This is a genomic window from Streptomyces sp. NBC_01478, assembly GCF_036227225.1.
In the GTDB taxonomy this organism is placed as follows: Bacteria; Actinomycetota; Actinomycetes; order Streptomycetales; family Streptomycetaceae; genus Streptomyces.
In genome coordinates, this window is record NZ_CP109444.1 from 5,230,406 (window position 1) to 5,251,437 (window position 21,032).

At 70.7% G+C, this 21,032-nt stretch carries 19 protein-coding genes; 7 read left to right on the forward strand and 12 right to left on the reverse strand.

Annotation, left to right across the window (positions count from 1 at the left end; translation table 11 throughout):
- Positions 1–37 precede the first annotated feature (37 nt).
- Positions 38–919 carry a formyltetrahydrofolate deformylase gene (purU, locus tag OG223_RS23390; RefSeq protein WP_329251919.1) on the reverse strand — a complete coding sequence of 294 codons (882 nt, stop codon included), beginning with the start codon at positions 917–919 and terminating at the stop codon, positions 38–40.
- A gap of 174 nt (positions 920–1,093) precedes the next feature.
- A complete protein-coding gene (locus OG223_RS23395; RefSeq protein ID WP_329251921.1) occupies positions 1,094–1,594 on the reverse strand; it encodes an SCO4402 family protein in 501 nt (166 codons plus the stop codon).
- A gap of 117 nt (positions 1,595–1,711) precedes the next feature.
- Between OG223_RS23395 and OG223_RS23400 the strand changes: the two genes are divergently transcribed.
- Complete coding sequence (locus OG223_RS23400) at positions 1,712–3,022, forward strand: ABC transporter substrate-binding protein (RefSeq protein WP_329251924.1); 1,311 nt, start codon at positions 1,712–1,714, stop codon at positions 3,020–3,022.
- A 23-nt stretch (positions 3,023–3,045) separates the two neighbouring features.
- On the opposite strand, the gene OG223_RS23405 is transcribed toward OG223_RS23400, so the two are convergent.
- Positions 3,046–4,836, reverse strand: a complete 1,791-nt coding sequence (locus OG223_RS23405; protein ID WP_329251927.1) for a hypothetical protein — start codon at positions 4,834–4,836, stop codon at positions 3,046–3,048.
- Between the two features lie 212 nt (positions 4,837–5,048).
- Entirely contained in the window at positions 5,049–6,434 is a 1,386-nt protein-coding gene (locus OG223_RS23410; protein WP_200688915.1) for a transcriptional regulator, read from the reverse strand.
- Between the two features lie 265 nt (positions 6,435–6,699).
- Here OG223_RS23410 and OG223_RS23415 point away from each other — a divergent pair, with 265 nt between their 5' ends.
- The 3 genes from OG223_RS23415 (at position 6,700) to OG223_RS23425 (ending at position 9,822) form a co-directional block, all read left to right on the forward strand.
- Entirely contained in the window at positions 6,700–7,353 is a 654-nt protein-coding gene (locus tag OG223_RS23415) for a bifunctional DNA primase/polymerase (RefSeq protein WP_329251933.1), read from the forward strand.
- Between the two features lie 91 nt (positions 7,354–7,444).
- The gene (locus OG223_RS23420) at positions 7,445–8,215 is read left to right on the forward strand and encodes an ABC transporter ATP-binding protein (protein ID WP_078652842.1); all 771 of its coding nucleotides are present in this window, start codon (positions 7,445–7,447) and stop codon (positions 8,213–8,215) included.
- Positions 8,212–9,822, forward strand: coding sequence for a transporter (locus OG223_RS23425; protein ID WP_329251936.1), 1,611 nt, complete (start codon positions 8,212–8,214; stop codon positions 9,820–9,822). Before OG223_RS23420 ends, OG223_RS23425 begins: the two co-directional genes overlap by 4 nt.
- Before the next feature lie 125 nt (positions 9,823–9,947).
- On the opposite strand, the gene OG223_RS23430 is transcribed toward OG223_RS23425, so the two are convergent.
- Complete coding sequence (locus OG223_RS23430) at positions 9,948–10,805, reverse strand: alpha/beta fold hydrolase (RefSeq protein WP_329251939.1); 858 nt, start codon at positions 10,803–10,805, stop codon at positions 9,948–9,950.
- Positions 10,806–11,334: 529 nt separating this feature from the next.
- On the reverse strand, positions 11,335–12,027 hold the full coding sequence (locus OG223_RS23435; RefSeq protein ID WP_019057324.1) for a metal-dependent transcriptional regulator: 693 nt from the start codon (positions 12,025–12,027) through the stop codon (positions 11,335–11,337).
- A 227-nt stretch (positions 12,028–12,254) separates the two neighbouring features.
- Between OG223_RS23435 and OG223_RS23440 the strand changes: the two genes are divergently transcribed.
- The gene (locus OG223_RS23440; protein ID WP_329251942.1) at positions 12,255–13,010 is read left to right on the forward strand and encodes an SIS domain-containing protein; all 756 of its coding nucleotides are present in this window, start codon (positions 12,255–12,257) and stop codon (positions 13,008–13,010) included.
- A 48-nt stretch (positions 13,011–13,058) separates the two neighbouring features.
- Here the strand turns inward: OG223_RS23440 and OG223_RS23445 are convergent, their stop codons facing one another.
- A complete protein-coding gene (locus tag OG223_RS23445) occupies positions 13,059–14,501 on the reverse strand; it encodes a PAS domain-containing protein (protein WP_329251945.1) in 1,443 nt (480 codons plus the stop codon).
- Positions 14,502–14,653: 152 nt separating this feature from the next.
- On the opposite strand from OG223_RS23445, the gene OG223_RS23450 reads away from it, so the two are divergent.
- A complete protein-coding gene (locus tag OG223_RS23450) occupies positions 14,654–15,265 on the forward strand; it encodes a nucleotidyltransferase family protein (protein ID WP_329251948.1) in 612 nt (203 codons plus the stop codon).
- Here OG223_RS23450 and OG223_RS23455 read toward each other — a convergent pair.
- Positions 15,246–15,701, reverse strand: coding sequence for a GNAT family N-acetyltransferase (locus OG223_RS23455; RefSeq protein ID WP_329251951.1), 456 nt, complete (start codon positions 15,699–15,701; stop codon positions 15,246–15,248). The two genes, OG223_RS23450 and OG223_RS23455, sit on opposite strands and share 20 nt — an antisense overlap.
- Before the next feature lie 334 nt (positions 15,702–16,035).
- Positions 16,036–16,740 carry a pyridoxamine 5'-phosphate oxidase gene (pdxH, locus tag OG223_RS23460; RefSeq protein WP_443073735.1) on the reverse strand — a complete coding sequence of 235 codons (705 nt, stop codon included), beginning with the start codon at positions 16,738–16,740 and terminating at the stop codon, positions 16,036–16,038.
- A 154-nt stretch (positions 16,741–16,894) separates the two neighbouring features.
- On the opposite strand from pdxH, the gene OG223_RS23465 reads away from it, so the two are divergent.
- Positions 16,895–18,001: a citrate synthase 2 gene (locus OG223_RS23465; RefSeq protein ID WP_329251952.1), complete on the forward strand. Its 1,107-nt coding sequence runs from the start codon at positions 16,895–16,897 to the stop codon at positions 17,999–18,001.
- 75 nt (positions 18,002–18,076) lie between these two features.
- On the opposite strand, the gene OG223_RS23470 is transcribed toward OG223_RS23465, so the two are convergent.
- From OG223_RS23470 to OG223_RS23480, 3 genes are read right to left on the reverse strand one after another with little or no spacing between them, the layout of a single operon-like run.
- Positions 18,077–18,694: a TetR/AcrR family transcriptional regulator gene (locus tag OG223_RS23470; protein WP_329251955.1), complete on the reverse strand. Its 618-nt coding sequence runs from the start codon at positions 18,692–18,694 to the stop codon at positions 18,077–18,079.
- A complete protein-coding gene (locus OG223_RS23475; protein WP_329251958.1) occupies positions 18,682–19,416 on the reverse strand; it encodes an enoyl-CoA hydratase family protein in 735 nt (244 codons plus the stop codon). Before OG223_RS23475 ends, OG223_RS23470 begins: the two co-directional genes overlap by 13 nt.
- Entirely contained in the window at positions 19,413–20,990 is a 1,578-nt protein-coding gene (locus OG223_RS23480) for a 4-coumarate--CoA ligase family protein (RefSeq protein WP_329251961.1), read from the reverse strand. The genes OG223_RS23475 and OG223_RS23480 overlap by 4 nt, the downstream gene beginning before the upstream one ends.
- Between the last annotated feature and the right edge of the window lie 42 nt (positions 20,991–21,032).

The following is a 21,032-nucleotide window of genomic DNA, read 5'->3' on the forward strand; positions in this document are numbered from 1 at the left end:
CACCCGCAGCCGCCCCCGGACGCGAGCCCCCGAGCTCCTAGGCGAACACCACGGTCCGGCGCCCGTTGAGCAGAATCCGGCGTTCGGCGTGCCACTTCACGGCTCGGGCCAGTGCCTGGCATTCCACGTCGCGGCCGATCGCCACCAACTGGTCCGGCGTCACGTCATGCCCCACCCGCTCGACCTCCTGCTCGATGATCGGCCCTTCGTCGAGGTCGGCGGTCACATAGTGGGCCGTGGCCCCGATCAGCTTGACGCCCCGCGTGTGCGCCTGGTGATACGGCTTCGCACCCTTGAAGCTCGGCAGGAAGGAGTGGTGGATGTTGATGATCCGGCCACTGAGCGCCTTGCAGAAGTCGTCGGAGAGGACCTGCATGTAGCGCGCGAGGACGACGAGTTCGACGTTCTCCTCACGGACCAGGTCCAGGACCCGCGCCTCCGCCTCGGCCTTGGTCTCCTTCGTCACCGGGATGTGGTGGAAGGGAATGTGGTACGAGTCCACCAGCTCGGCGAAGTCCGTGTGGTTGGACACCACGGCCGCGATCTCCACCGGCAGCGCACCGATCCTGGCCCGGAACAGCAGGTCGTTCAGACAGTGCCCGAACTTGCTGACCATGAGCACGACACGCATCCGGTCCGCGGCCCGGTTGATCTGCCAGTCCATGTGGAAGGCGTCACCGATCGCCGCGAAGCTCGCGCGCAGCTTCTCCACGGTCACCGGCGACTCCGCCGAGAAGTGGACGCGCATGAAGAACAGTCCCGTGTCGTGGTCCCCGAACTGCTGGCTGTCCTCGATGTTGCAGCCGGTCATGAAGAGGTAGCTCGACACGGCGTGCACGATGCCCTGCTTGTCGGGGCACGACAGGGTGAGGACGTACTGGTCGGCGGGCGCCGCGGCGGCGGTGGACTGCGCATTCATGCGGGACAGGGTCCCATATCCCCCTGAACAGAGGGACCGCCGTCCGCCACCCGGACCGGCTGAACGAACGGCGCGTTACGAAGGGGCGCGGGACTGTATCGATATGCGGCTCCGCCGCGTGGGCGCGGGCAACCACGACGCACCCGCAGCCGACGACGAACCCGAAACCCACCCCTACGCGGACCGCGTGATGATCTGCAGCACCTCGAGCGTGCGCGGCGGTGCCTCCGGGTCGTCCCCGTCGCTCACCGCCATCCGCACATGCGCGTCCCGCGCCGCCCGCACCGCGTCCGGCCACGCCTCGTGGTCGACGTACACGGAGACATGGGCGTCCGGGCCGACCTGGTGCATGATCCGCAGGACGCGCAGGACGGCCGTGTCGACGAGGGCCGCCTCCTGGGAGTCGCGGAAGATCGTGCCGACGTATTTCTCGGCGGACCAGTTGTCGAGCCAGGTGTCCTCGACGAGGCGGTAGACGGCGTCGGTGACGTCACCGTAGCCGTCGACACCGGCCAGCCAGACGTCTCTCTGGAAGGCCGGGTCCGAGAGCATGTGCAGCGCGGAACGCACGTTGCTGCGCCAGCGCCACCAGGGCATGTCGTTCAGTGGCATGCCGCCCATGGTGGAGGAGCGACGGGGGCGACGGGAAGAGTTCTCCGGAGCTTGCACGGTCATCGATCGTACGTTCCTCGTCACATACACAGGAACACCCCCCGTAATTCACCTCCAAGTCACCAATCGTTGACCCGGAGTCACTCCCCGGTTAGTGGTGTGGCGGAAGCGTGTCTGTCCATGACAGGCAGGCGACGCAACCGCAGCACCTTCCTCCCCACCTTCACCCGGCCCGTCAGAGCGACCGTCATGTCGGCGGCGGCTCTGGGGGCATGCGCGTCGCTCGTGGCCGGCTGCGGGGTCATCCCCGGGGTCACGGGGGGCTCCGGGGACGGCTCGATCACCGTCATGACCTGGGCGCCCTGGGACACCAACGCGACCAACAAGCCCGGCATGCCCGCCATGGCGACGGCGTACGCGAAGTGGATCAACAAGCACGGCGGTATCAACGGCCGCAAACTCAAGGTCCTGACCTGCAACGACCACAACACCAGCGTGTCAGCGGCGAAGTGCGCCCGGGAGGCCGTGAAGGAGAACGTGGTCGCGGTCGTCGGCTCCTACAGCGAGTTCAGCGACTCCTACTTCGCCCCGCTGGAGGGCGCCGGCATCCCGTACATCGGCGGCTACGGCGTCACGACCGAGGAGTTCACCCGCGCCCTGTCCTACCCCGTCAACGGCGGCCAGCCCTCGCTCCTGGCGGGCCTCGGCAAGGAACTCGCCACGACCTGCGGCCGGGTCACCCTCGTCCGGCCGGACTCCATCGCCGGCGACGACCTGCCCCCGCTGCTGAACGCCGGGCTCGCGGCGGGCGGCCACGCCGCGGCGACCGACCAGCTCGCGGCCGACGACGCCACCGAGTACTCCAGCCAGTCGGTCAGCGCCCTGAAGAGCGCGAGCGGCGGCTCGGGCAAGGAGGGCTGTGTGGTGCCCTCGCTCGGGGACCGTACCGACACCTTCATGGACTCCTTCCGACGCGACCGCCAGGACTATCCCGCGGTGCACGCCGCGACCGTCCTCGGCAGCGTCGACCAGACCGAGATCAACTCGACGGGCGGGCAGTCCGGGCCGTACGAGGGGTCGTACATCACCGGCTGGTACCCGGTGGCGAGCGACGCGCGCTGGAATCCGATGAAGAAGGCCGTCGACGAGGTGGCCTTCGGCGACAACCGGATCGACCCGGCGGACGCGGGGGTGCAGACCACCTGGATCGCGTACAGCGCGTTCAAGACCGTCGTGAACTCGCTCGGCAGCGGTGACATCACCGCCGACACCGTGCGGCGCGCCCTCGACGACGGCGTGAAGGTCGACACGGGCGGGCTCACGCCGACGCTGCAGTGGAGTTCCCACGACGACGACCTCGCCTCGGTGGGACTGGCCCGGCTGGTCAATGCGGCCGTGACCCTTCAGGTCGTACGGAAGGGTGTCCTGGTGTCCGCGAAGAAGGGCTTCTTCGATATGACGAAGACGCTGGGCGACGCCGATCTGAACTGACGCCGGCCCAGGTCTCCGCCTCCTCAGAGCTGGGTCGGCTGGCGCTGGGTCAGGCCGTAGGTCTTCGCGATCGTGTTCCAGAGGGCGGCGGCCTTGACCTTCTGGTTGCTGGCGACGCCGCTCGCCGCGTTGCCGGCCGCGGTCTGGCCTGTGGTGCGGGCCTGGCCCTTCTTGCAGCCCTTCTTGCCGGCCGCCTGGTCGGCCCAGGCCGCGTAGTGGGTGTCGGCCGACGCGGACGCCTTCCACGCGTTGGTGAGGGCGGTGGTCAGGGCCGCGTTGCCGGGCAGCTTGTCGACCGTCAACTGCGAGAGTTTCGTGACCAGTTCGGTGCGCTGGGTGGCCGCGTCCCGCAGATCGGAGGCCGCGTCGTCCAGCTTGTCGCAGGCCTTCACATTGCCCACGGCGCTGATCACCGAGGCGCGGCTGCTGCCGCTGTCGGCGAGCAACTTGTCCAGGGCGACGGCCTGTTGCTTGGCGGCGTCGGTGCCCGCCGACGAGGAACCGTCCGTCGCGGCCGACGTGGCGGCGACCGTCTTGTTGGCGTCGCTCTTGCCGCCGCCCCCGCTGAGCAGCGCCCCCGCGCCGACCCCGAGGATCGCGATACCGACCCCGACCCCGGCGATCAGCGGCACCCTCGAACGGCGCCCGCCGTGACCGCCGTCGTCGCCCTGCGCTGCACCCCGTCCGCCGTCCTGCCCGGGCGGGACGTACGACGGCTGGGCGTACGACTGCTGCCCGTACTGCGGCTGTGCGTACGGCGGTTGGGCCTGCGCGTAGCCCGGCTGCTCGGCCCGCGGCGGCTGCTGGAAGCGGGGCATCTGCTGCGTGGACGCGGCCGGCTGCTCGCCTCCGGCGTCGCTGCGGAAGAGGTTGTCGAACTCGGCGGGCGGCTGCCGGTCGTCCGGCCCGCCCGGCCGCGCCCCGTACCCGGGAGCGCCGCCCTGCGCGGGCACCGGCGGGAGGAACTGCGTGGGCTGCGCGTCGGGATGCGAAGCCTGCGGCATCGGGCCCGCGGGCACCTCGGGCGGCAGCGCCCCGGACACGACGGGCGGGATGTACTGCGTCGCCCCCTCGTCCATGGCGGCGGCGGGGACCGGCGGCAGGAACTGGGTGGCACCCTCGTCGCCGGGCATGTTGACCACCGGCGGGATGTACTGCGTCGCGCCCTCGTCGGCGGGCGGCAGCGGTGCGCTCGGGAACGCGGACGCGGCGGCGGCCGGCAGAGCCGGGCCCGAACCGGAAGCGCCCTGTCCGTATCCATAGGCCTGGGCGCCGGTTCCGTAACCCTGGCCCGCGGACTGAGGTGTCCCCGACACCTGGTCGGACGCGTAGCCCGCCCCTATGTACCCGGCAGCGGGCTCCGGGGCGTATCCCGACGAGTACTCCTGTGCGTACGACTGCTGCTGCACGCCGTAGGCCGCGTGCTGGGCGCTCTCCGGGGGCAGCGCCCCCGGCTGGCCCGGGATGCCCTCCTGGGCGCCCCAGGGCGCCGGAGCGGGCAGCTCGGGACCGGCGCCCCACTGCTGCGGTGGCTGCTGTTGCTGTTGCGGGTCGCCCCAGCCCTGGCCCGGCGGCGGGGCCGGGGCCTGGTGCTGATGGTGGTGCTGTGGGTCCTGCTGCTGGTCCGGGCCCCAGGACCCGCCCCACGACTGGCCGCCCGCCGGGGAGGCTGTCGCGGGCTGCCCGCCCGACCGCTGGTCACCGTGTCCGCCCGTCATACCCGGCAGGAGGGGTGCGCCTCCGTCGGAGGGCAGCACGATGCCTTCGCGCGCGGGCCGCGCCGAGGGCTCCTCGCCCTGTCCACTCTGCGTCACCGGGACTCCTACGAATGGGGGACCTTCGGGATCGTCGGTTCACGCTACCGGGTACCCCGAGTCCGATGCCACGCAGCACTGGACTGGACCTCTCCACTTGTGACCCCGGTAACACCTCCGGACCCTCATCCGCCCCAACAACCGCTTCACATCCCGCTGTACGCCCCCCTTTCACCACCGGAAGACCATCAGAAGCTTCGTTCACTCCCTGTTCACGCGGCGGCCTGCAACTCCATCCGCGCCCCGAACTCCCGCACCACCGGCTCGTCCCGGTACGGCTCCAGGCGCTGCTGGAAGTCGTCCAGATACTCGGCGCCCCGGTTGGAGCGCAGCGAACCGAGCAACTCCACCGCTTTCAGGCCCGTGTTGCAGGCCTGCTCGACCTCGCGCTGCTGCACCTGCGCGCTCGCCAGCAGCACATATCCGATGGCCCGGCGGCGCGCCCGCGACTCCGGGTGCCCGTCCAGGGACTCCTGCGCGCACCTGGCCGCCGCCTCGGCCTGCCCCAGATCCCGGTGGCAGTGCGCCAACTCGTCGGCGAGATACGCCTCGTCGAAGTGTCCGATCCACGCCGGGTCGTCCCCGGACGACGGATCCGCCGCGTCCAGCGCGCTCACCGCGCGCCCCGACGCCAGTTGCGCCGACCGCGCGTCGCCCATCAGGGCGTGCCCGCGCGCCTCCGCCGCGTAGAACATCGACTCGGCCCGCGGGGTCACGCGTCCACGCGCCCCCTCCTGCGCCGCGCGCGCCAACTGCGCGATCTCACGCGGGTTTCCGAGCTGCGCGGCGAGGTGACTCATGGACGCGGCCAGGACGTACCCGCCGTAGCCGCGGTCGCCCGCCGCCTGGGCGAGGCGCAGCGCCTGGATGTAGTACCGCTGTGCCAGGCCCGGTTGACCGGTGTCGACGGCCATGTAGCCGGCGAGTTCCGTCAACCGGGCGACGGCGGCGAACAGTTCACGCCCCACGGCCTCCCGGTACGACCCCGCCAGCAGGCCGGAGACGACACTGTTGAGGTAGTGCACGACGACCGGGCGCACATGCCCGCTGCCGTACTGGTGGTCCAGGTCGCTCAGCGCCTGGGTCATCGCGCGGACCGCCGCCACGTCGGACTGCCCGACGCGCGGTCCGGCCGCGCGGGCGACCTGCGAGTCCGGCGAGGAGATCAGCCAGTCACGGCTCGGCTCGACCAGCGCGGACGCGGCCACCGACGAACCCGACAGGAAGTCCCGGCGCCCCACGTCACTGCGCCACAGCTCACACACCTGCTCGATGGCCCCGAGGACGGTCGGCGAGAACTGCAGGCCCACGCCCGACGCGAGGTTCTTGCCGTTGGCCATGCCGATCTCGTCGATCGTGACCGTACGGCCCAGCTTGCGGCCCAGCGCCTCGGCGATGATCGCCGGAGCCCGCCCGCGCGGCTGCTGTCCCCGCAGCCAACGGGCCACGGACGTCTTGTCGTAGCGCAGGTCGAGACCGTGCTCGGCGCCGCACATGTTGACCCGGCGGGCCAGCCCGGCGTTCGAGCACCCCGCCTCCTGGATGAGCGCCTGCAGCCGTTCGTTCGGCTGCCGCGCGACAAGTGGCCTTGCGGCCATGGCGTACCCCCTGGGAACAACCCCTGAAGCGAAAAGATCCGGCCGTGAAGATCAATGCCCAGCGAACATGGCGAAAATGCGAAGCATGCGAGGAATGCCGGGGTAAAACCTGGTGCCCGCCCCACAGGTGGCTACCCAACTCCCGCCGTCGTTCCTCCCGCGCGCCCCCGCACATGCATCCATGCGCCCCAGTTGCGGAATCGATGCTCCTCCCCCGCGCGCGCTACAGCCGTAACCCGAGGTGGGTGCGGGAGTTGTGTTGGGCGTGGAAGAGACGATCGCGGGCACCGAAGCCGCTCAGATTCCGAAGCAGCGCGGGGAATCGCTGCTGGAGACAGCCGTACGCTACGCCGAGGAGCGCCACTGGGACGTCTTCCCCGGCACCTGGCTGGAAGCCGTCGACGGGGTGCAGCGCTGCTCGTGCGACGACGCCGCGTGCGCCGCACCCGGCGCACACCCGGCGCGTGAGGACTGGGCTTCGCAGGCGACCGGCAGTGCGACGGTCGCGCGGCGGATGTGGCAGAAGCAGCCGGGGGCGTCGATTCTGCTGCCCACGGGGCGGACGTTCGACGCGATTTCCGTTCCGGAGAGTTCGGGGTTCCTGGCGCTGGCCCGGATGGAGCGCATGGAGTTGACGCTGGGTCCCGTGTCGTTGACTCCGGATCGGCGGATGGAGTTCTTCGTGCTGCCGGGGGCTTCGGTGAAGGTGCCGGATCTGGTGCGGCGGATCGGGTGGGCGCCGGCTTCCCTTGATCTTGTGGTGCTGGGTGAGGGTGGGTATGTGGCCGCGCCGCCCACGCGGTTCGGGTCTCGGGGAGCTGTGCAGTGGGCCTGCCGGCCTACCGCTGCGAACCGTTGGCTGCCGGATGCGGAGGAGTTGATCTCGCCGCTCGCCTACGCGTGCGGTCGGGATCGGTAGTTCTGCGGGTGCGGGTTCGGCGGGGGCTGGTCGCGCCCACGCGGCGGAGCCGCATATCGAACACAGCCCCGCGCCCCTAGGGTTGGCTTCCATGACGTCGGCTGTAAGTGTGCGTGGGCTCTGGAAGCGGTTTGGGCAGCAAGTCGCTGTTGCCGGGATCGATCTGGAGTTGCCTGCCGGGAAGTTCATCGGGCTGGTCGGGCCCAATGGAGCCGGGAAGACCACGACCCTCTCCATGGTGACCGGGTTGCTGCGGCCCGATCAGGGGAGCGTCTCGGTCGTCGGGCACGACGTCTGGGCGGATCCCGTGGCCGTGAAGGCGCGGATCGGGGTGCTGCCGGAAGGTCTACGGCTCTTCGAACGACTGTCAGGACGCGAACTCCTCGGCTACAGCGGGCGGTTGCGGGGGCTGCCCGGGGCCGAGGTCGACAAGCGGGCCACGCAGTTGCTCGACGTGCTCGACCTTGCGGGTGCCCAGCACAAGCTCGTCGTCGACTACTCGACCGGCATGCGCAAGAAGATCGGGCTCGCCGCCGCTCTCCTCCACAATCCCGAAGTCCTGTTCCTGGACGAGCCGTTCGAGGGCGTCGACCCGGTCTCCGCGCAGACCATCCGGGGCGTCCTGGAGCGCTACACCGCCTCCGGCGCCACCGTCGTCTTCTCCTCCCACGTCATGGAACTCGTCGAGTCGCTCTGCGACTGGGTCGCCGTGATGGCCGCCGGCCGCATCCGCGCCCAGGGCACCCTCGCCGAGGTCCGCGGCGAATCCCCCACGCTCCAGCAGGCGTTCCTCGAACTCGTCGGCGCGGGCGCCCGCGACCACAGCTCGGACCTCGACTGGCTGGGCGGCGGTACCCGATGAGCGACGGCGCCACGGCATCCGCCTCGATCACCCCCGTCGTCGTACGACTGAAGCTGTCGTTGTTGCGCAATGGTCTACGGCAGTCCGGTGGCCGGCGGGTCGCCTATGTCGTGTCGGCGGTCGTGGCGCTGCTCTTCGCGGCGCTCCAGTTGCTCGGGCTGATCTCGTTGCGCGGGGAGGCGCACGCGGTCTCCGTGGTCGTCCTCCTGGTGGCGGTCCTGGGGTTGGGCTGGGCGGTGATGCCGCTGTTCTTCCCGTCCGGCGACGAGACCCTCGACCCCACCCGCCTGGTGATGCTGCCCCTCCAACCCCGGTCTCTCGTACGGGCGTTGCTGGTGGCCTCGCTGGTCGGCATCGGGCCGCTGTTCACGCTGGTGCTGCTGCTCGGGTCGGTGATCGCGGTCGCGCACGGCACCGCCGCGTACGTCACGGCGGTCCCGGCGCTGCTGCTCGCCCTGCTGATCTGCGTGGCCCTCGCCCGGGCCGTCGCCGCCGCCAACATCCGCCTGCTGACCAGCAGGAAGGGCCGGGACCTGGCGGTGCTGAGCGGGCTGGTGATCGCGGTCGGGGTGCAGTTGGTCAACTTCGGCGCACAGCGCCTGGGTTCGTCCGGGCTGGCCCAACTCGACCCGGCGGCCGAGGTGTTGCGCTGGGTGCCGCCGGCGTCGGCGGTCGGCGCGGTGGACTCGGTGAGCAAGGGGTCGTACGGCCTGGCGGTCACTCAACTCGCGCTGTCCGCAGGTGCTTTGGCGACCCTGCTGATCCTCTGGTCGCGCAGCCTCACCCAACTGATGACCTCGCCCGACGGCTCCACCCTCCAGTCCGCCGAACCGGCCGTGAAGGACAAGGCGTCCGCCGGCGGTCTGGCCCGTCTCCTCCCGTCCGGGCGCACCGGCACGGTCATGGAACGCAGCCTGCGCTACGTCTGGCGCGACCCCAAGACCAAGGCCGCGTGGGTGACTTCGCTGGCGATCGGCCTGATCGTGCCGGTGTTCAACGCCTTGCAGGGCACCGGCTCGGTCTACTTCGCGTGCTTCGCCGCCGGGATGCTCGGCATCCAGATGTACAACCAGTTCGGCCAGGACACCTCCGCGTTCTGGATGGTCGCGATGACGATCTCCACCACACGGGACGCCTACGTCGAACTCCGGGCCCGTGCCCTCGCGTTGCTGGTGATCACCCTGCCGTACGCGGCCCTCGTGACCGTCCTGACGACAGCGCTGCTCGGCGACTGGGCCCGGCTGCCGGAGGTCCTCGGCCTCTCCTTCGCCCTCCTCGGCGCGATGCTCGCCACCGGCGCCTGGACCTCGGCCCGCTTCCCCTACTCGATCCCCCAGGGCACCCACAAGAACGTCGCCCCCGGCCAGGCCGGCCTCGCCTGGATCTCCATCTTCGGCGGCATGATCTCGGCGGCCCTCCTCTGCGCCCCCGTCATCGCCCTCACCATCTGGTCCAACGTCAGCGCGGAGGGCGACCAGTGGAGCTGGGTGCTGCTGCCGGTGGGGGCGGGTTACGGGGCTGCGATCACCTATGCGGGCCTACGCCTGGCAGCCCCGGGAACGGCGAGACGGTTGCCGGAGATCCTGACGGCGGTAAGCAAGGGCTGAGTTATGGGCCTTTGCCTTGAGGGGCGCGGGGCTGTGTACATCAGCGGCTCCGCCGCGGGGCGCGAGCAACCACGACGTACCCGCAGCCGCCGAACAACCGCACCCCCCCGAGCTCCTGGGCGATCTCACACCAGCACCCCGTCAAGAAACGGCTCGACAGCCGCCCGCCAAGCCGACGGCTGGTCGTAGTGCACCAGATGCCCGGCATCGGCAACCTCCGCATACTCCCCCCGAGGCAACACCCGCACCATCTCCTGCGCCTCGGCCCGCCCCAGCTCCCCGTCCAGCCCCCGCACCACCAGGGCGGGACACTGCACCTGGGCCAGCTCCTCCCAGTGCGCGTCGTACACCCACGTCTCCCGCGACTTCAACATCTGCTCCGGCTCGAACACCGGCCGCCACCCGTCGGGAGACTCCTGCATGACCTCGGCGTAGAACTCCCCCCGGGACGGATTCGGCCGCTCCACCCACGGGTCGTCCTCACCGAACCACTTGCGGACATCCGCGAGCGTGGCGAAGGGAACGGGCCAGGACTTGAACCAGTCGGCCCACTCCCGCTGCGAGGCCGCTCCCAGCGCGGACGCCCGCATGTCACAGATGATCAGCCCCCGCACCAGATCGGGCCGCTTCGCGGCGAGCTGCCACGCGGTGAGCGCCCCCATCGCGTGCCCGACGAGAACGGCCGGAGCAAGCCCCAGTTGCTCCAGCGCCGCCTCCGCGTCCTCGACGTAGGCCTCGCGGGTGAAGGCCGCCTGCGGCGGCTTCTCGCTCTGGCCGTGGCCGCGCTGGTCGAGTGCGACGGCGCGATGCCGCTCGGAGAGCCAGCGGGCGGTGGGCGCCCAGTGCGAGGCACGGCCCATCAGGCCGTGCAGTAAGAGAACTCCGGGTGCACGCTCGATCTCCCCCGACTTGGGCGGGTCCGCGAACTCCCATGCGGCCAGGCGTACGCCGCCTGCTCCGGTCACGTCGATGCGCCGCGCCATTGGTCCTGGCACCCCCCTAGCCACGCTCTGCCGCTTGTGCCGTTCGTTCTTGCTTCTGTCTCTTCTCTTGCTCGTCTCTTCCTACAGGTCACGCCCCGCGCGTTTCATCATCCACAGGTTATCGAATACAGATTCGAAAATGCTGCCCCCGGCCGCAACACCCCTCGTTCGAGTGACCCGGCCCAAGGAATGATCGCCGCCGCCGAGGGGAGATCTTCAGCGGGAGGCGGACCGCTCGGGGAAACCGGTCCGAAGGGAATGACCTTGAGAGCTCGGGGCTCCGGGTCAGCACAGGGGAGGACAGGCCCCGGCGCCGCACGGCGCCGGGGCCCTCTCCACGATCGCGGCACATCCTCCCGCCCCCTCACGGTCATATGCCTCACGCGACAGCCTGGCACGCGCAGCGCCTGAGCGCTGCGATTCAGCGCACCGAATCTCGGATTCGCCGACATCGCCCGGGGGGCCGGCCGGACGCCACAACTACCCCTCGCGCCCCACGAGTTGAACGAACCGCAGCTCAGCGAGCGGCTCAGCGCTTGGCGACGAACACATGCGAGGCGATCTCCGACTCCAGCTCGGCCGCCTCACCGCCGCTGCCCACCAGCACCCCGCCGGCCGACTCCGTCACGCTCACCACCGAGCCGGGCTGCACGCCCGCCCGGCGCAGCGTGTACATGAGCTGCGCGTCCGTCTGGATGGGCTCGCCGATCCGGCGCACGACGACCGTCTTGCCGTCGACCCCCGGGTCGAGGTCGGCCAGCGACACCATGCCCTCGTCGAGGAACGGGTCGGCCCCGTCCTTCTCGCCCAGCTCCTCGAGCCCGGGGATCGGATTGCCGTACGGCGACTCGGTGGGGTGGCGCAGCAGCTCCAGCACGCGGCGCTCCACGGCCTCGCTCATCACGTGCTCCCAGCGGCAGGCCTCGGCGTGCACCTGCTCCCACTCCAGGCCGATCACGTCGACGAGCAGACACTCGGCGAGCCGGTGCTTGCGCATCACACGCGTGGCGAGCCGGCGGCCCTCGTCGGTCAGCTCCAGATGGCGGTCGCTGGCCACGGCCACCAGGCCGTCGCGCTCCATGCGCGCCACCGTCTGGCTCACCGTGGGCCCGCTCTGGTCGAGCCGCTCGGCGATGCGGGCGCGCATGGGGACCACACCTTCCTCCTCCAGCTCGAGGATGGTGCGGAGATACATCTCCGTGGTGTCGATCAGTCCGGACATACGTGCCCCTCGATTACCTCTGCCCGAAGCTCGACGGCTCCGCGGCGCGTGCGCTGGCCCTGGACTCAATTCTGACGCATACCACTGACAACCGTGCCGCGCCGCTGAAACCAGCCGGTTACAACCGCCCGCGGCGGCCCCCGGAGACGTGCTGTCGCCGTATTGACATCCCCTTGGTCCAGACCGCACGGTGATCCGCGACACAAACTCACCGAGGGGACTTCCGCATGAGCGACCGTACGCCGGCCGGCCAGTTCTTCGACGCCGCGATCACCCTCCTCCAGCGGGTCCGCGACGAAGAGGCCGAGCCCGTCCGGGCGGCCGGCACGCTCCTCGCGGACACGGTGGCAGGCGGCGGACGGCTCTTCGCCTTCGGTGCCGGGCACTCCTCCCTCGCCGCGCAGGACGTCGTCTACCGCGCGGGCGGACTCGCCCTGATGAACCTGCTCACCGTCCCCGGAGTCGTCGGCGTCGACGTCATGCCGGCCACGCTGGGCTCCGCCCTGGAGCGCGTCGACGGCCTCGCGAGCGTCGTCCTGGAGACGTCACCGCTGCGCTCCGGCGACGCCCTGGTGATCATCTCCCTGTCGGGCCGCAACGCCCTGCCCGTCGAGATGGCCATGAAGGCCCGCTCCCTCGGCGTCCGGGTCATCGGCGTGACATCGGTGGCGTACGCCTCGGAGACGACGTCACGGCACGTCTCCGGGACGTACCTCAAGGACCACTGCGATGTCGTCCTCGACTCGAAGATCGCGATCGGCGACGCGGAACTCACCCTCGACACCATCCCGGCCCCCTTCGCCCCCGCCTCCACGGTCGTCACCGCGGCCCTCCTCCAGGCGGTCATGGCGACAGCCGCCGCGACCCTCGCCGAGCGCGGCATCGAGCCGCCGCTGCTGCGCTCCGGGAACGTGGACGGCGGCCACGCGTGGAACGGCCGGGTCTTCGAGGAGTACCGGGACCGGATCTTCTACCAGTACTGAGCCCCTACAGGTCGGCTCTTCCACCAGTACTGAGCCCCTACGGGTCGGCTATTTCTCGCCCGCCGCCCCCGCCAGGTCCAGCGCCGCCGCGATCCGTACGGCCACGTCCTCGGCGTAGATCGAGTCGGACCGTTCGAACTGGCTGCGCCCGGCGCCCCGTAGGAACGTCACGACGCCCAGCGTCCGTCCCCGGCTGCGCAGTACCGCGCACAGGGCGTGCACGGCGTCCGTGGGCCACTGCCGGACCCGGGCCCACTCGCGGGCCTGTTCGGGCGGGACGGTGCCGATGCTGGCGCGCACGGAGCCGATTCGTTCGACGCACTGCAGGGCGGGATGGCCCTCTCCGTAGCGCACGGGCAGCCCGGCGGCGCCGCTGAGCAGGCTGGGTCCGGGGGCTCCGGTGGGGGTGGCGGCGACCCGGATCAGCCGTACGGATGCCGTACTACGGAGTGCGTCACCGTCATTGCCGCGGAGGGCGTCAGCATCGTTCAACGATCCGCCCGCGACCCGGTCGACCAGGGCGTGGTCGGCGAAGCCGGCGAGGGCGAAGTCGAGGTGGACGGTCGCCGCGTCGCGCGGGTCCTCGCACTCGGCGGCGGCGCGGGCGGCACGGTGCAGTTGCTGGGCGCGGAAGCGCAGCAGCGAGGCCTCCTGCTCGATCTGCTTGGCCTCGGTGACGTCCTGGAAGAGCCAGCCGACGCCGAGCGGCACCGGTTCCTCGGTGAGCGGCGAGGCCAGCCGCAGGAAGCCGCTGCGCCAGCAGCGCCGCAGGTTGCCCTCGGCTGTCCGTACGCTCACCCAGATCTCGGCGGGCGCCGGCGGCGCGCCCTCGGCGAGGACGTGCGTGAGCGCGGCCTCCAGTTCCTCGACGCCCTGGGTGAGCAGTTCGCCGAGGGGCCGCCCGAGGACGGAGGTGCGGCCGGTGCCGAGCGCGCGGGCGGCATGCGCGTTGACGACGGCGGGCCGTAGATCGGCGTCGACGAGCACGACTCCCCAGGAGGCGTCCTCGAACAGTGCCTCGCTCAGGGCGATGGACCGCTCCAGGTCGATCTGGGCATGCACTTCGCTGAAGGCGCAGTAGATGCCGGCGGGCTTCCCGTCCGGCCCGCGCACGGCGGCGGACTGGGTCCGCACGAGCACCCGTCCGCCGTCCTTCGTCAGGAGGGCGAATTCGTTGACCTGCCGCCCGGGCGCCCGCATGGCGGACATGAGCCGCCCCTCGACCTCCTCGGCGTCCGCACGGCGTACGGCCCACCCGGCCAGCCCGTGCCGTCCCACGGCCTCGGCCGCGGTCCAGCCCAGGATGCGCTCCGCCTCGCGGTTCCAGTGGGTCAGCACCCCGTCCGCGTCGAAGGCGCACAGCGCCGCGTCCATTCCGTCCAGCAACGCGGCCAACAGATCCGATCCACCGACGCCTTCGGGCCCGCCGTCCCGCTCGGGCTCGTCGGGACCCAATTCGTCGGTGGTCCCACTACGCCGGGAAGCACTCACCTGGACCCCCTGCAGGCTGCGTCCGCGGACACGACGCGTCGGTTCACTCACTCCCCCTCATTCAACTCGAACGTGACGCAGCACACACCGAGTTCCCGCAAGATTGAGGGAATCGTTGTACGACACCGACCGGACACCGGCACACTCGCCTGATGCCCGTCGCCCGCCTCCCGCTCGACGAACAACTCACCGCGCTGCGCACGACGCTGTCCCGCAACGAGACTCTCCTGGAGATCCTCGAGCGCACCGCGGCCCTCGGTCTCCCGAACTGGTACCTGACCGCGGGCTGCCTCTTCCAAACCATCTGGAACACGGTCACGGACCGTCCCCCGACCCACGGCATCAAGGACTACGACGTCTTCTACCACGACGCCACGGACCTGTCCTGGGAGGCCGAGGACAAGGTGATCCGGGCAGGCCGCGAAGCGTACGCGGGCCTGCCCGCCGAGGTCGAGATCCGCAACGAGGCCCGCGTCCACCTCTGGTACGAGGAGAAATTCGGCACCCCGTGCCCGCCGTACGACTCCGTGGAGGCCGCGATCGACTCCTTCGCGGCGACGACCTGCTGCCTGGCCGTACGCCTGAAGGAGGACGGCAGTTGGCGCGTGTACGCCCCGCACGGCCTGTCCGACGTCTTCGGCCTCGTCGTACGGCCGAACCCGGTCCTGGCACCGCGAGAGGTCTACGAGACGAAGACGGCCCGCTGGCGGGAGACCTGGCCGGAACTGACGGTCCTGCCGTGGCCTACGCCAGCCGCAACGTGATCCACAGGTCGGTCTCGCCGTCCAGGACATAGCGCTCGGTCTCGACGAAACCCCGGGCCTCCGCGAACCGCGCCCCGTCCGCGTTGGCGGCCAGCACCACGGTCTCGACCGACCCGGCGCCGAGCGCACGCGCGCGCGTGAGGCCGTTTTCGTAGAGGGCGGTTCCGTGGCCCCGGCGGCGGAACTCGGGCAGCACGCGCGCGATGACGGTCGCCACTCCGCCCTCCGGGGGACGCACGGTGGAGCACCCCACGAGCACGTCCCCCAGGTAGGCGTTCTCCAGCCGGTTGCGCCCGCTCCGCTCCCGCACCTCGTCGAGGGACATCGCGGCGGGCGGCACGATCAGGTTGTGGACGTGACGCCAGTCCCGGAGCGCGGTCTCGTCGTCCGCGTCCACCGGCTCGATACGAAGGTCGGTCATACGAAGGTCGGTCATGCGCCGGGAACCTAGATGACCGGCGCATGCGCGTCCAGCCGATTCAGGTCTCGTTAAAAACGGTTGATCCGTCGGCGGGAGGTTCTTAGGGTGGCGAGTACTTCGGAAAGGAGGTGGTTCGGCAGATGTATGAATACCGGACGGAAGAGGTGACTGCGGGCTAGTGGCCCGCCGTCGTACTCGGTTCGGCGCCGGACCAGCGTGTGCGAGTCGCACGCAACCGGCCTAACCCAACGCAGTCACCCGACCCGCGAGCTCGCCGGTACGTCCGGCCGGCTCCCCCGCCGTCAGGCGGAGGGACCTGAGCTCGCGGGTCGCCTGCGTTCCCGGGGACCTACGGGCTCAGCCGGTCCACGTGCCAACTGCCGTCCTGCTCGGCGGTGTAGCGCAGGCGGTCGTGGAGGCGGTTCTCCCGGCCCTGCCAGAACTCGACCGTCCGGGGCGCGATGCGGAAGCCGCCCCAGTGGGGTGGGACCGGAACCTGTTCGCCCTCGGGGTAGCGGGCGAGCAACTCCTCGTACGACGACTCCAGTTCGGCCCGGGAACCGATCACCGAAGACTGGGTGCTGGCCCAGGCTCCGAGCTGGGAGCCGTGCGGACGGGTGCGGAAGTACGCGGCGGTCTCGTCGCGGCCGGTGCGGCGGGCGGTGCCGGTGACCAGGACCTGGCGGGCCATCGGGTGCCAGGGGAAGAGCAGCGACACGTAGGGGTTGGCGCCCAGCTCGCGGGCCTTGCGAGAGTCGTAGTTCGTGTAGAAGACGAAGCCCTGCTCGTCGTAGTGCTTCATGAGGACCGTGCGGGAGCTGGGGCGGCCGTCGGCGTCGGCGGTGGAGACGACCATCGCGTTCGGCTCGAAGACCAGGTCCTGGAGCGCCGCCTCCTCGAACCAGCGGCCGAACTGTGCCATGGGGCCGGCTGCCAGGTCGTGCTCGTCGATGCCCGCCACGCGGTACTGCCTGCGCATCGCGGCGGGGTCGAGGCGGGGATCGCGGTCGATGGGATCACGGTCGGTGGCATCGCGGTCGGTCACGGCGGTCATCTTGCCGTACGGGCGGGCACGGCCACGAGTCCGGGTGGCACTCAGTGCCGCGGACCCTCCCCATGGGTGGCACTCGGCGTTATGGTGCTGATGTCTCTATCTTCGGCCCGCGAGTCCCGCGCGACCGTGGAGCCACAGCATGAGGAGCCGCCTGATGTCCGACCCCGGCTTTGTACCTGGACTCGAGGGAGTCGTCGCGTTCGAGACGGAGATCGCCGAACCGGACAAGGAAGGCGGCGCCCTGCGGTACCGGGGCGTCGACATCGAGGACCTGGTCGGTCATGTCTCGTTCGGCAACGTCTGGGGGCTGCTCGTCGACGGCGCCTTCAACCCCGGGCTGCCGGCCGCCGAGCCGTTCCCGATCCCGGTGCACTCCGGGGACATCCGCGTCGACGTACAGTCCGCGCTGGCCATGCTCGCGCCCGTGTGGGGCCTCAGGCCCCTCCTCGACATCGACGAGGAGCAGGCACGCGACGACCTCGCCCGCGCCGCCGTGATGGCCCTGTCGTACGTCGCCCAGTCCGCGCGCGGGCAGGGGAACGCGATGGTGCCGCAGCGCGAGATCGACAAGGCCCAGTCCGTTGTCGAGCGGTTCATGATCCGGTGGCGCGGTGAGCCCGACCCGAAGCATGTCGCCGCCGTGGACGCGTACTGGACGTCCGCCGCCGAGCACGGCATGAACGCGTCGACGTTCACGGCTCGGGTCATCGCCTCCACCGGGGCCGATGTCGCCGCCGCGCTGTCCGGGGCCGTGGGTGCGATGTCCGGGCCCCTGCACGGTGGTGCGCCGTCACGGGTGCTCGGGATGATCGAGGAGATCGAGCGGACGGGGGACGCGGACGCGTATGTCCGGCAGGCGCTCGACAAGGGTGAGCGGTTGATGGGGTTCGGGCACCGGGTGTACCGGGCCGAGGATCCTCGGGCCCGGGTTCTTCGGCGTACGGCGCGGGAGTTGGGGGCGCCGCGGTTCGAGATCGCCGAGGCGTTGGAGAAGGCGGCGTTGGCGGAGTTGCACTCCCGTCGTCCTGATCGGGTGCTCGCGACCAACGTCGAGTTCTGGGCGGCGATCGTGCTGGACTTCGCAGAGGTCCCTGCGCACATGTTCACGTCGATGTTCACGTGTGCGCGGACTGCGGGGTGGTCGGCGCACATTCTTGAGCAGAAGCGGACGGGGCGGTTGGTGCGGCCGTCTGCTCGGTATGTGGGGCCTGCCGTGCGGGGGCCTGAGTCGATCGAGGGGTTTGGGGATATCGCCCACTGAAGAGGGGCCTGAGGTGTGTGGGCGACTGCGGGCCTGATGTGGCTGGTCGCGCAGTTCCCCGCGCCCCTGAGGGCATCACCCCAAGGCGTGTTCCAGAAGTGCTGCCCATTGGGCTACCACCCTCTCCCGGCGCCCTCTGTCGTCCGTGAGCAGGTTCGCCAGGCCCAAGCCCCTCGCCATGTCCAGGAGGCCCTGGACTGTTTCTCTTGCGCCCGGCTTGGACTCGTCCGCGCGTAGGAGGTCTACGGCGATTCGGTGGGTCTCTCGGCCTACTTTCGCCTCCAACTCTGTTACCCGGGGGCGGAGTTGGTCCTCGTTCGAGGCGGCTACCCAGAGGTGGAGGGCGGCTCGGAACAGGGGGCCGGTGTAGAGGTCGACCAGGGCCTCCACGACGACGCGTCGGTCTTCGGCGCCGTCGGGGAACAGGGCCCGGAGGGCCGTGGAGCGTTCTTCCGCCACGTACTCGACGGCGGCCGTGAAGAGGTCCTCGCGGGTCGGGAAGTGGTGTTGGGCGGCGCCTCGGGAGACGCCGGCGCGTTCGGCCACGACGGAGACCGTGGAGCCTGCCCAGCCGTGTTCGGCGAGGCAGGACACGGCGGCTTCCAGGAGGCGCTGCCGGGTGGCCCGGCTGCGGTCCTGCTTGGGTCTGCGGTCGACCGCGCCCGGCGCCGTCGTCGCGCTCACACCACCCATGCGGGATCCCGTCGTTCGAGAAATGCCGTCATTCCCTCGCGGGCCTGCGCGGAGGCGAACAGCCGTGCCGAGAGCGCGGTCAGGTCGGCCGCGTCCCGGTCGAAGGTTTCCAGCACCCTAGCCGTGAGCAGCCGTTTCGTCTCGGCCAGGGCCTCGGGAGCGGATCGGCGCAGGCCGTCGAGGATCGGTTCGAGGGCCTCGTCGACGTCCTCGGCCGCCGTCGTCAGCAGGCCCACTCGAGTCGCTTCCGTCGCGTCGAAGCGTTCGCCGGTGAGGTAGTAGCGGGCGAGGGCTCTCGGGTCCGTGCGGAGCAGGAGCGGGAGGGAGATCACCGCGGGGGCCACCCCGATCCGTACTTCTGTGAACGCGAAGGTGGACCCCGCGGATGCCGCCGCCATGTCGCAGGCCGCCAGCAGGCCGAGGCCGCCCGCGCGTACGTGGCCCGTCACCCTCGCGACCAACGGTTTGGGGACGTCCACAATCTGGCGGAGCAGGGCCACCAGTGCCTCCGGGGGCGGCGGGTCCCGCAGGTCCGCGCCCGCGCAGAACGTGTTGCCGGTGTGGGTGAGGACGATCGCCCGTACGTCGGCGTCCTTGCCGCACTCCGTCAGCGCGTCCGCCAACTCGGCCACCAGGGACGCCGACAGCGCGTTCCGCGTGGCCGGCGAGTCCAGGCTCAGGGTCTCGATGCCACGCGCGCGTGCACGACCGATCGACGTCATGAGCGGCCTCGCAGTTCCCGGCGCAGGATCTTGCCGGAGGCGGCTCGTGGGACGGCGTCGATGAAAGTGACCCGGCGAACGCGTTTGTAGGGGGCGACGCGTTCGGCGACGTACATCATGACCTCTCCTTCAGTCAGCTCCGGGAGGTCCACGGCGGTCTGTTGGCGGACCACGTACGCGTGCGGGACCTCGTTGTTGTCGTCGTTGTACTCGCCCACGACCGCCGCGTCGGCGATGTCCGGGTGGGTGAGCAGGAGGGCCTCCAGCTCGGCGGGGGCCACCTGGAAGCCCTTGTACTTGATGAGCTCCTTGACCCGGTCGACGACGTACGTCCAGCCGCCCGCGTCCACGTAGCCGACGTCCCCGGTGTGCAGCCAGCCGTCCTGGTCGATCATCGCGGCGGTGTCGTCGGGGCGGCCCAGATAGCCCTTCATCACCTGCGGGCCGCGGATGAGGAGTTCGCCCGCCTCGCCGATGCCCAGGTCCTTGTCCGGGTCCTCCAGGGCGACGACCCGCATCTCGGTGCCGGCGATGAGTTTGCCGACGGTCCCCGGGGGTGCGCTGGCCATGTCCCGTACGGGGACCACGTGGGTGCCCGGGGAGAGCTCCGTCATGCCGTACGCCTGGCCCACGGGCGGCAGGCCCAGGCGCTCGGAGCAGGCGGCGGCGAGGTTCGCGTCGAGGGGAGCCGCGGCGCTGATGATGTACTTCAGGGACGAGAGGTCGTACTGCGCGACCGCGGGGTGTTTGGCGAGGGCCAGGACGATCGGCGGGGCGACGTAGAGGCCGGTGATGCGGTGGTTCTCGATGGCCGCGAGGAAGGTCTCCAGCTCGAAGCGCGGGAGGACGACGACCGCGGCGCCCATCCTCAGGGGTGCGTTCATCAGGGCCGTGAGGCCGTAGATGTGGAAGAACGGCAGTACGGCGAGGATGCGGTCACCGGGGCCGGTGGGGACCGCCGGCTCCAACTGGGCCAGATTCGTGGCTATTTGACGGTGCGTGAGCATCACGCCCTTGGGGCTGCCCGTCGTGCCCGAGGAGTACGGGAGGGCCGCCACGTCCGTCACCGGGTCGATGTCGACCACCGGCTCGGGGTCCGTGGAGCCGAGCATGTCGGCCAGTGAGCGGTGCCCCGGCGCGCTGTCGCAGACGAATATCTCCTCGACCCCGCCCGCGAGTTCGGCCGCCCTGCGTGCCGTGCCCAGGAGGGGCGACAGGGTGACGATCCAGCGGGCGGCCGAGTCCCGCAACTGCTTGGCGAACTCCTCCGGGGTGGCGAGCGGGTGCACCGTCGTGACGGAGGCACCCGCGCGCGTGGCGGCGTAGAACGCCAGCGGGAAGGCGACCGTGTTGGGGCTGTGCAGCGCGAGAACGTCCCCCTTGCGTACACCCGCGTCCGCGAGGCCGGCCGCGATCCGCCGGTGGAACGCGTCGAGTTGGGTGTACGTGAGGGTGGTGCCGTCCGTGCCGTCGACCAGCGCGGGTTCGTCCCCGAACTCGGCGGCCCGGGCCAACACCGCGTCATGGATGGGGAGTTCTACGGCCGGAACGTCTGCGTACTCGCTGCGGAACATGGTTCCTCCTGGCACGGGCCGGCACGGGCCTGCACTGGCCTT

Excerpts from the sequence above, each read along its gene's own strand:
- purU (WP_329251919.1), bottom strand. The coding sequence starts at position 919 with ATGAATGCGCAGTCCACCGCCGCCGCGGCGCCCGCCGACCAGTACGTC.
- OG223_RS23395 (WP_329251921.1), bottom strand. The coding sequence starts at position 1,594 with ATGACCGTGCAAGCTCCGGAGAACTCTTCCCGTCGCCCCCGTCGCTCC.
- OG223_RS23400 (WP_329251924.1), top strand. The coding sequence starts at position 1,712 with ATGACAGGCAGGCGACGCAACCGCAGCACCTTCCTCCCCACCTTCACC.
- OG223_RS23410 (WP_200688915.1), bottom strand. The coding sequence starts at position 6,434 with ATGGCCGCAAGGCCACTTGTCGCGCGGCAGCCGAACGAACGGCTGCAG.
- OG223_RS23420 (WP_078652842.1), top strand. The coding sequence starts at position 7,445 with ATGACGTCGGCTGTAAGTGTGCGTGGGCTCTGGAAGCGGTTTGGGCAG.
- OG223_RS23425 (WP_329251936.1), top strand. The coding sequence starts at position 8,212 with ATGAGCGACGGCGCCACGGCATCCGCCTCGATCACCCCCGTCGTCGTA.
- OG223_RS23430 (WP_329251939.1), bottom strand. The coding sequence starts at position 10,805 with ATGGCGCGGCGCATCGACGTGACCGGAGCAGGCGGCGTACGCCTGGCC.
- OG223_RS23435 (WP_019057324.1), bottom strand. The coding sequence starts at position 12,027 with ATGTCCGGACTGATCGACACCACGGAGATGTATCTCCGCACCATCCTC.
- OG223_RS23440 (WP_329251942.1), top strand. The coding sequence starts at position 12,255 with ATGAGCGACCGTACGCCGGCCGGCCAGTTCTTCGACGCCGCGATCACC.
- OG223_RS23450 (WP_329251948.1), top strand. The coding sequence starts at position 14,654 with ATGCCCGTCGCCCGCCTCCCGCTCGACGAACAACTCACCGCGCTGCGC.
- OG223_RS23455 (WP_329251951.1), bottom strand. The coding sequence starts at position 15,701 with ATGACCGACCTTCGTATGACCGACCTTCGTATCGAGCCGGTGGACGCG.
- pdxH (WP_443073735.1), bottom strand. The coding sequence starts at position 16,740 with ATGACCGCCGTGACCGACCGCGATGCCACCGACCGTGATCCCATCGAC.
- OG223_RS23465 (WP_329251952.1), top strand. The coding sequence starts at position 16,895 with ATGTCCGACCCCGGCTTTGTACCTGGACTCGAGGGAGTCGTCGCGTTC.
- OG223_RS23470 (WP_329251955.1), bottom strand. The coding sequence starts at position 18,694 with ATGGGTGGTGTGAGCGCGACGACGGCGCCGGGCGCGGTCGACCGCAGA.
- OG223_RS23475 (WP_329251958.1), bottom strand. The coding sequence starts at position 19,416 with ATGACGTCGATCGGTCGTGCACGCGCGCGTGGCATCGAGACCCTGAGC.
- OG223_RS23480 (WP_329251961.1), bottom strand. The coding sequence starts at position 20,990 with ATGTTCCGCAGCGAGTACGCAGACGTTCCGGCCGTAGAACTCCCCATC.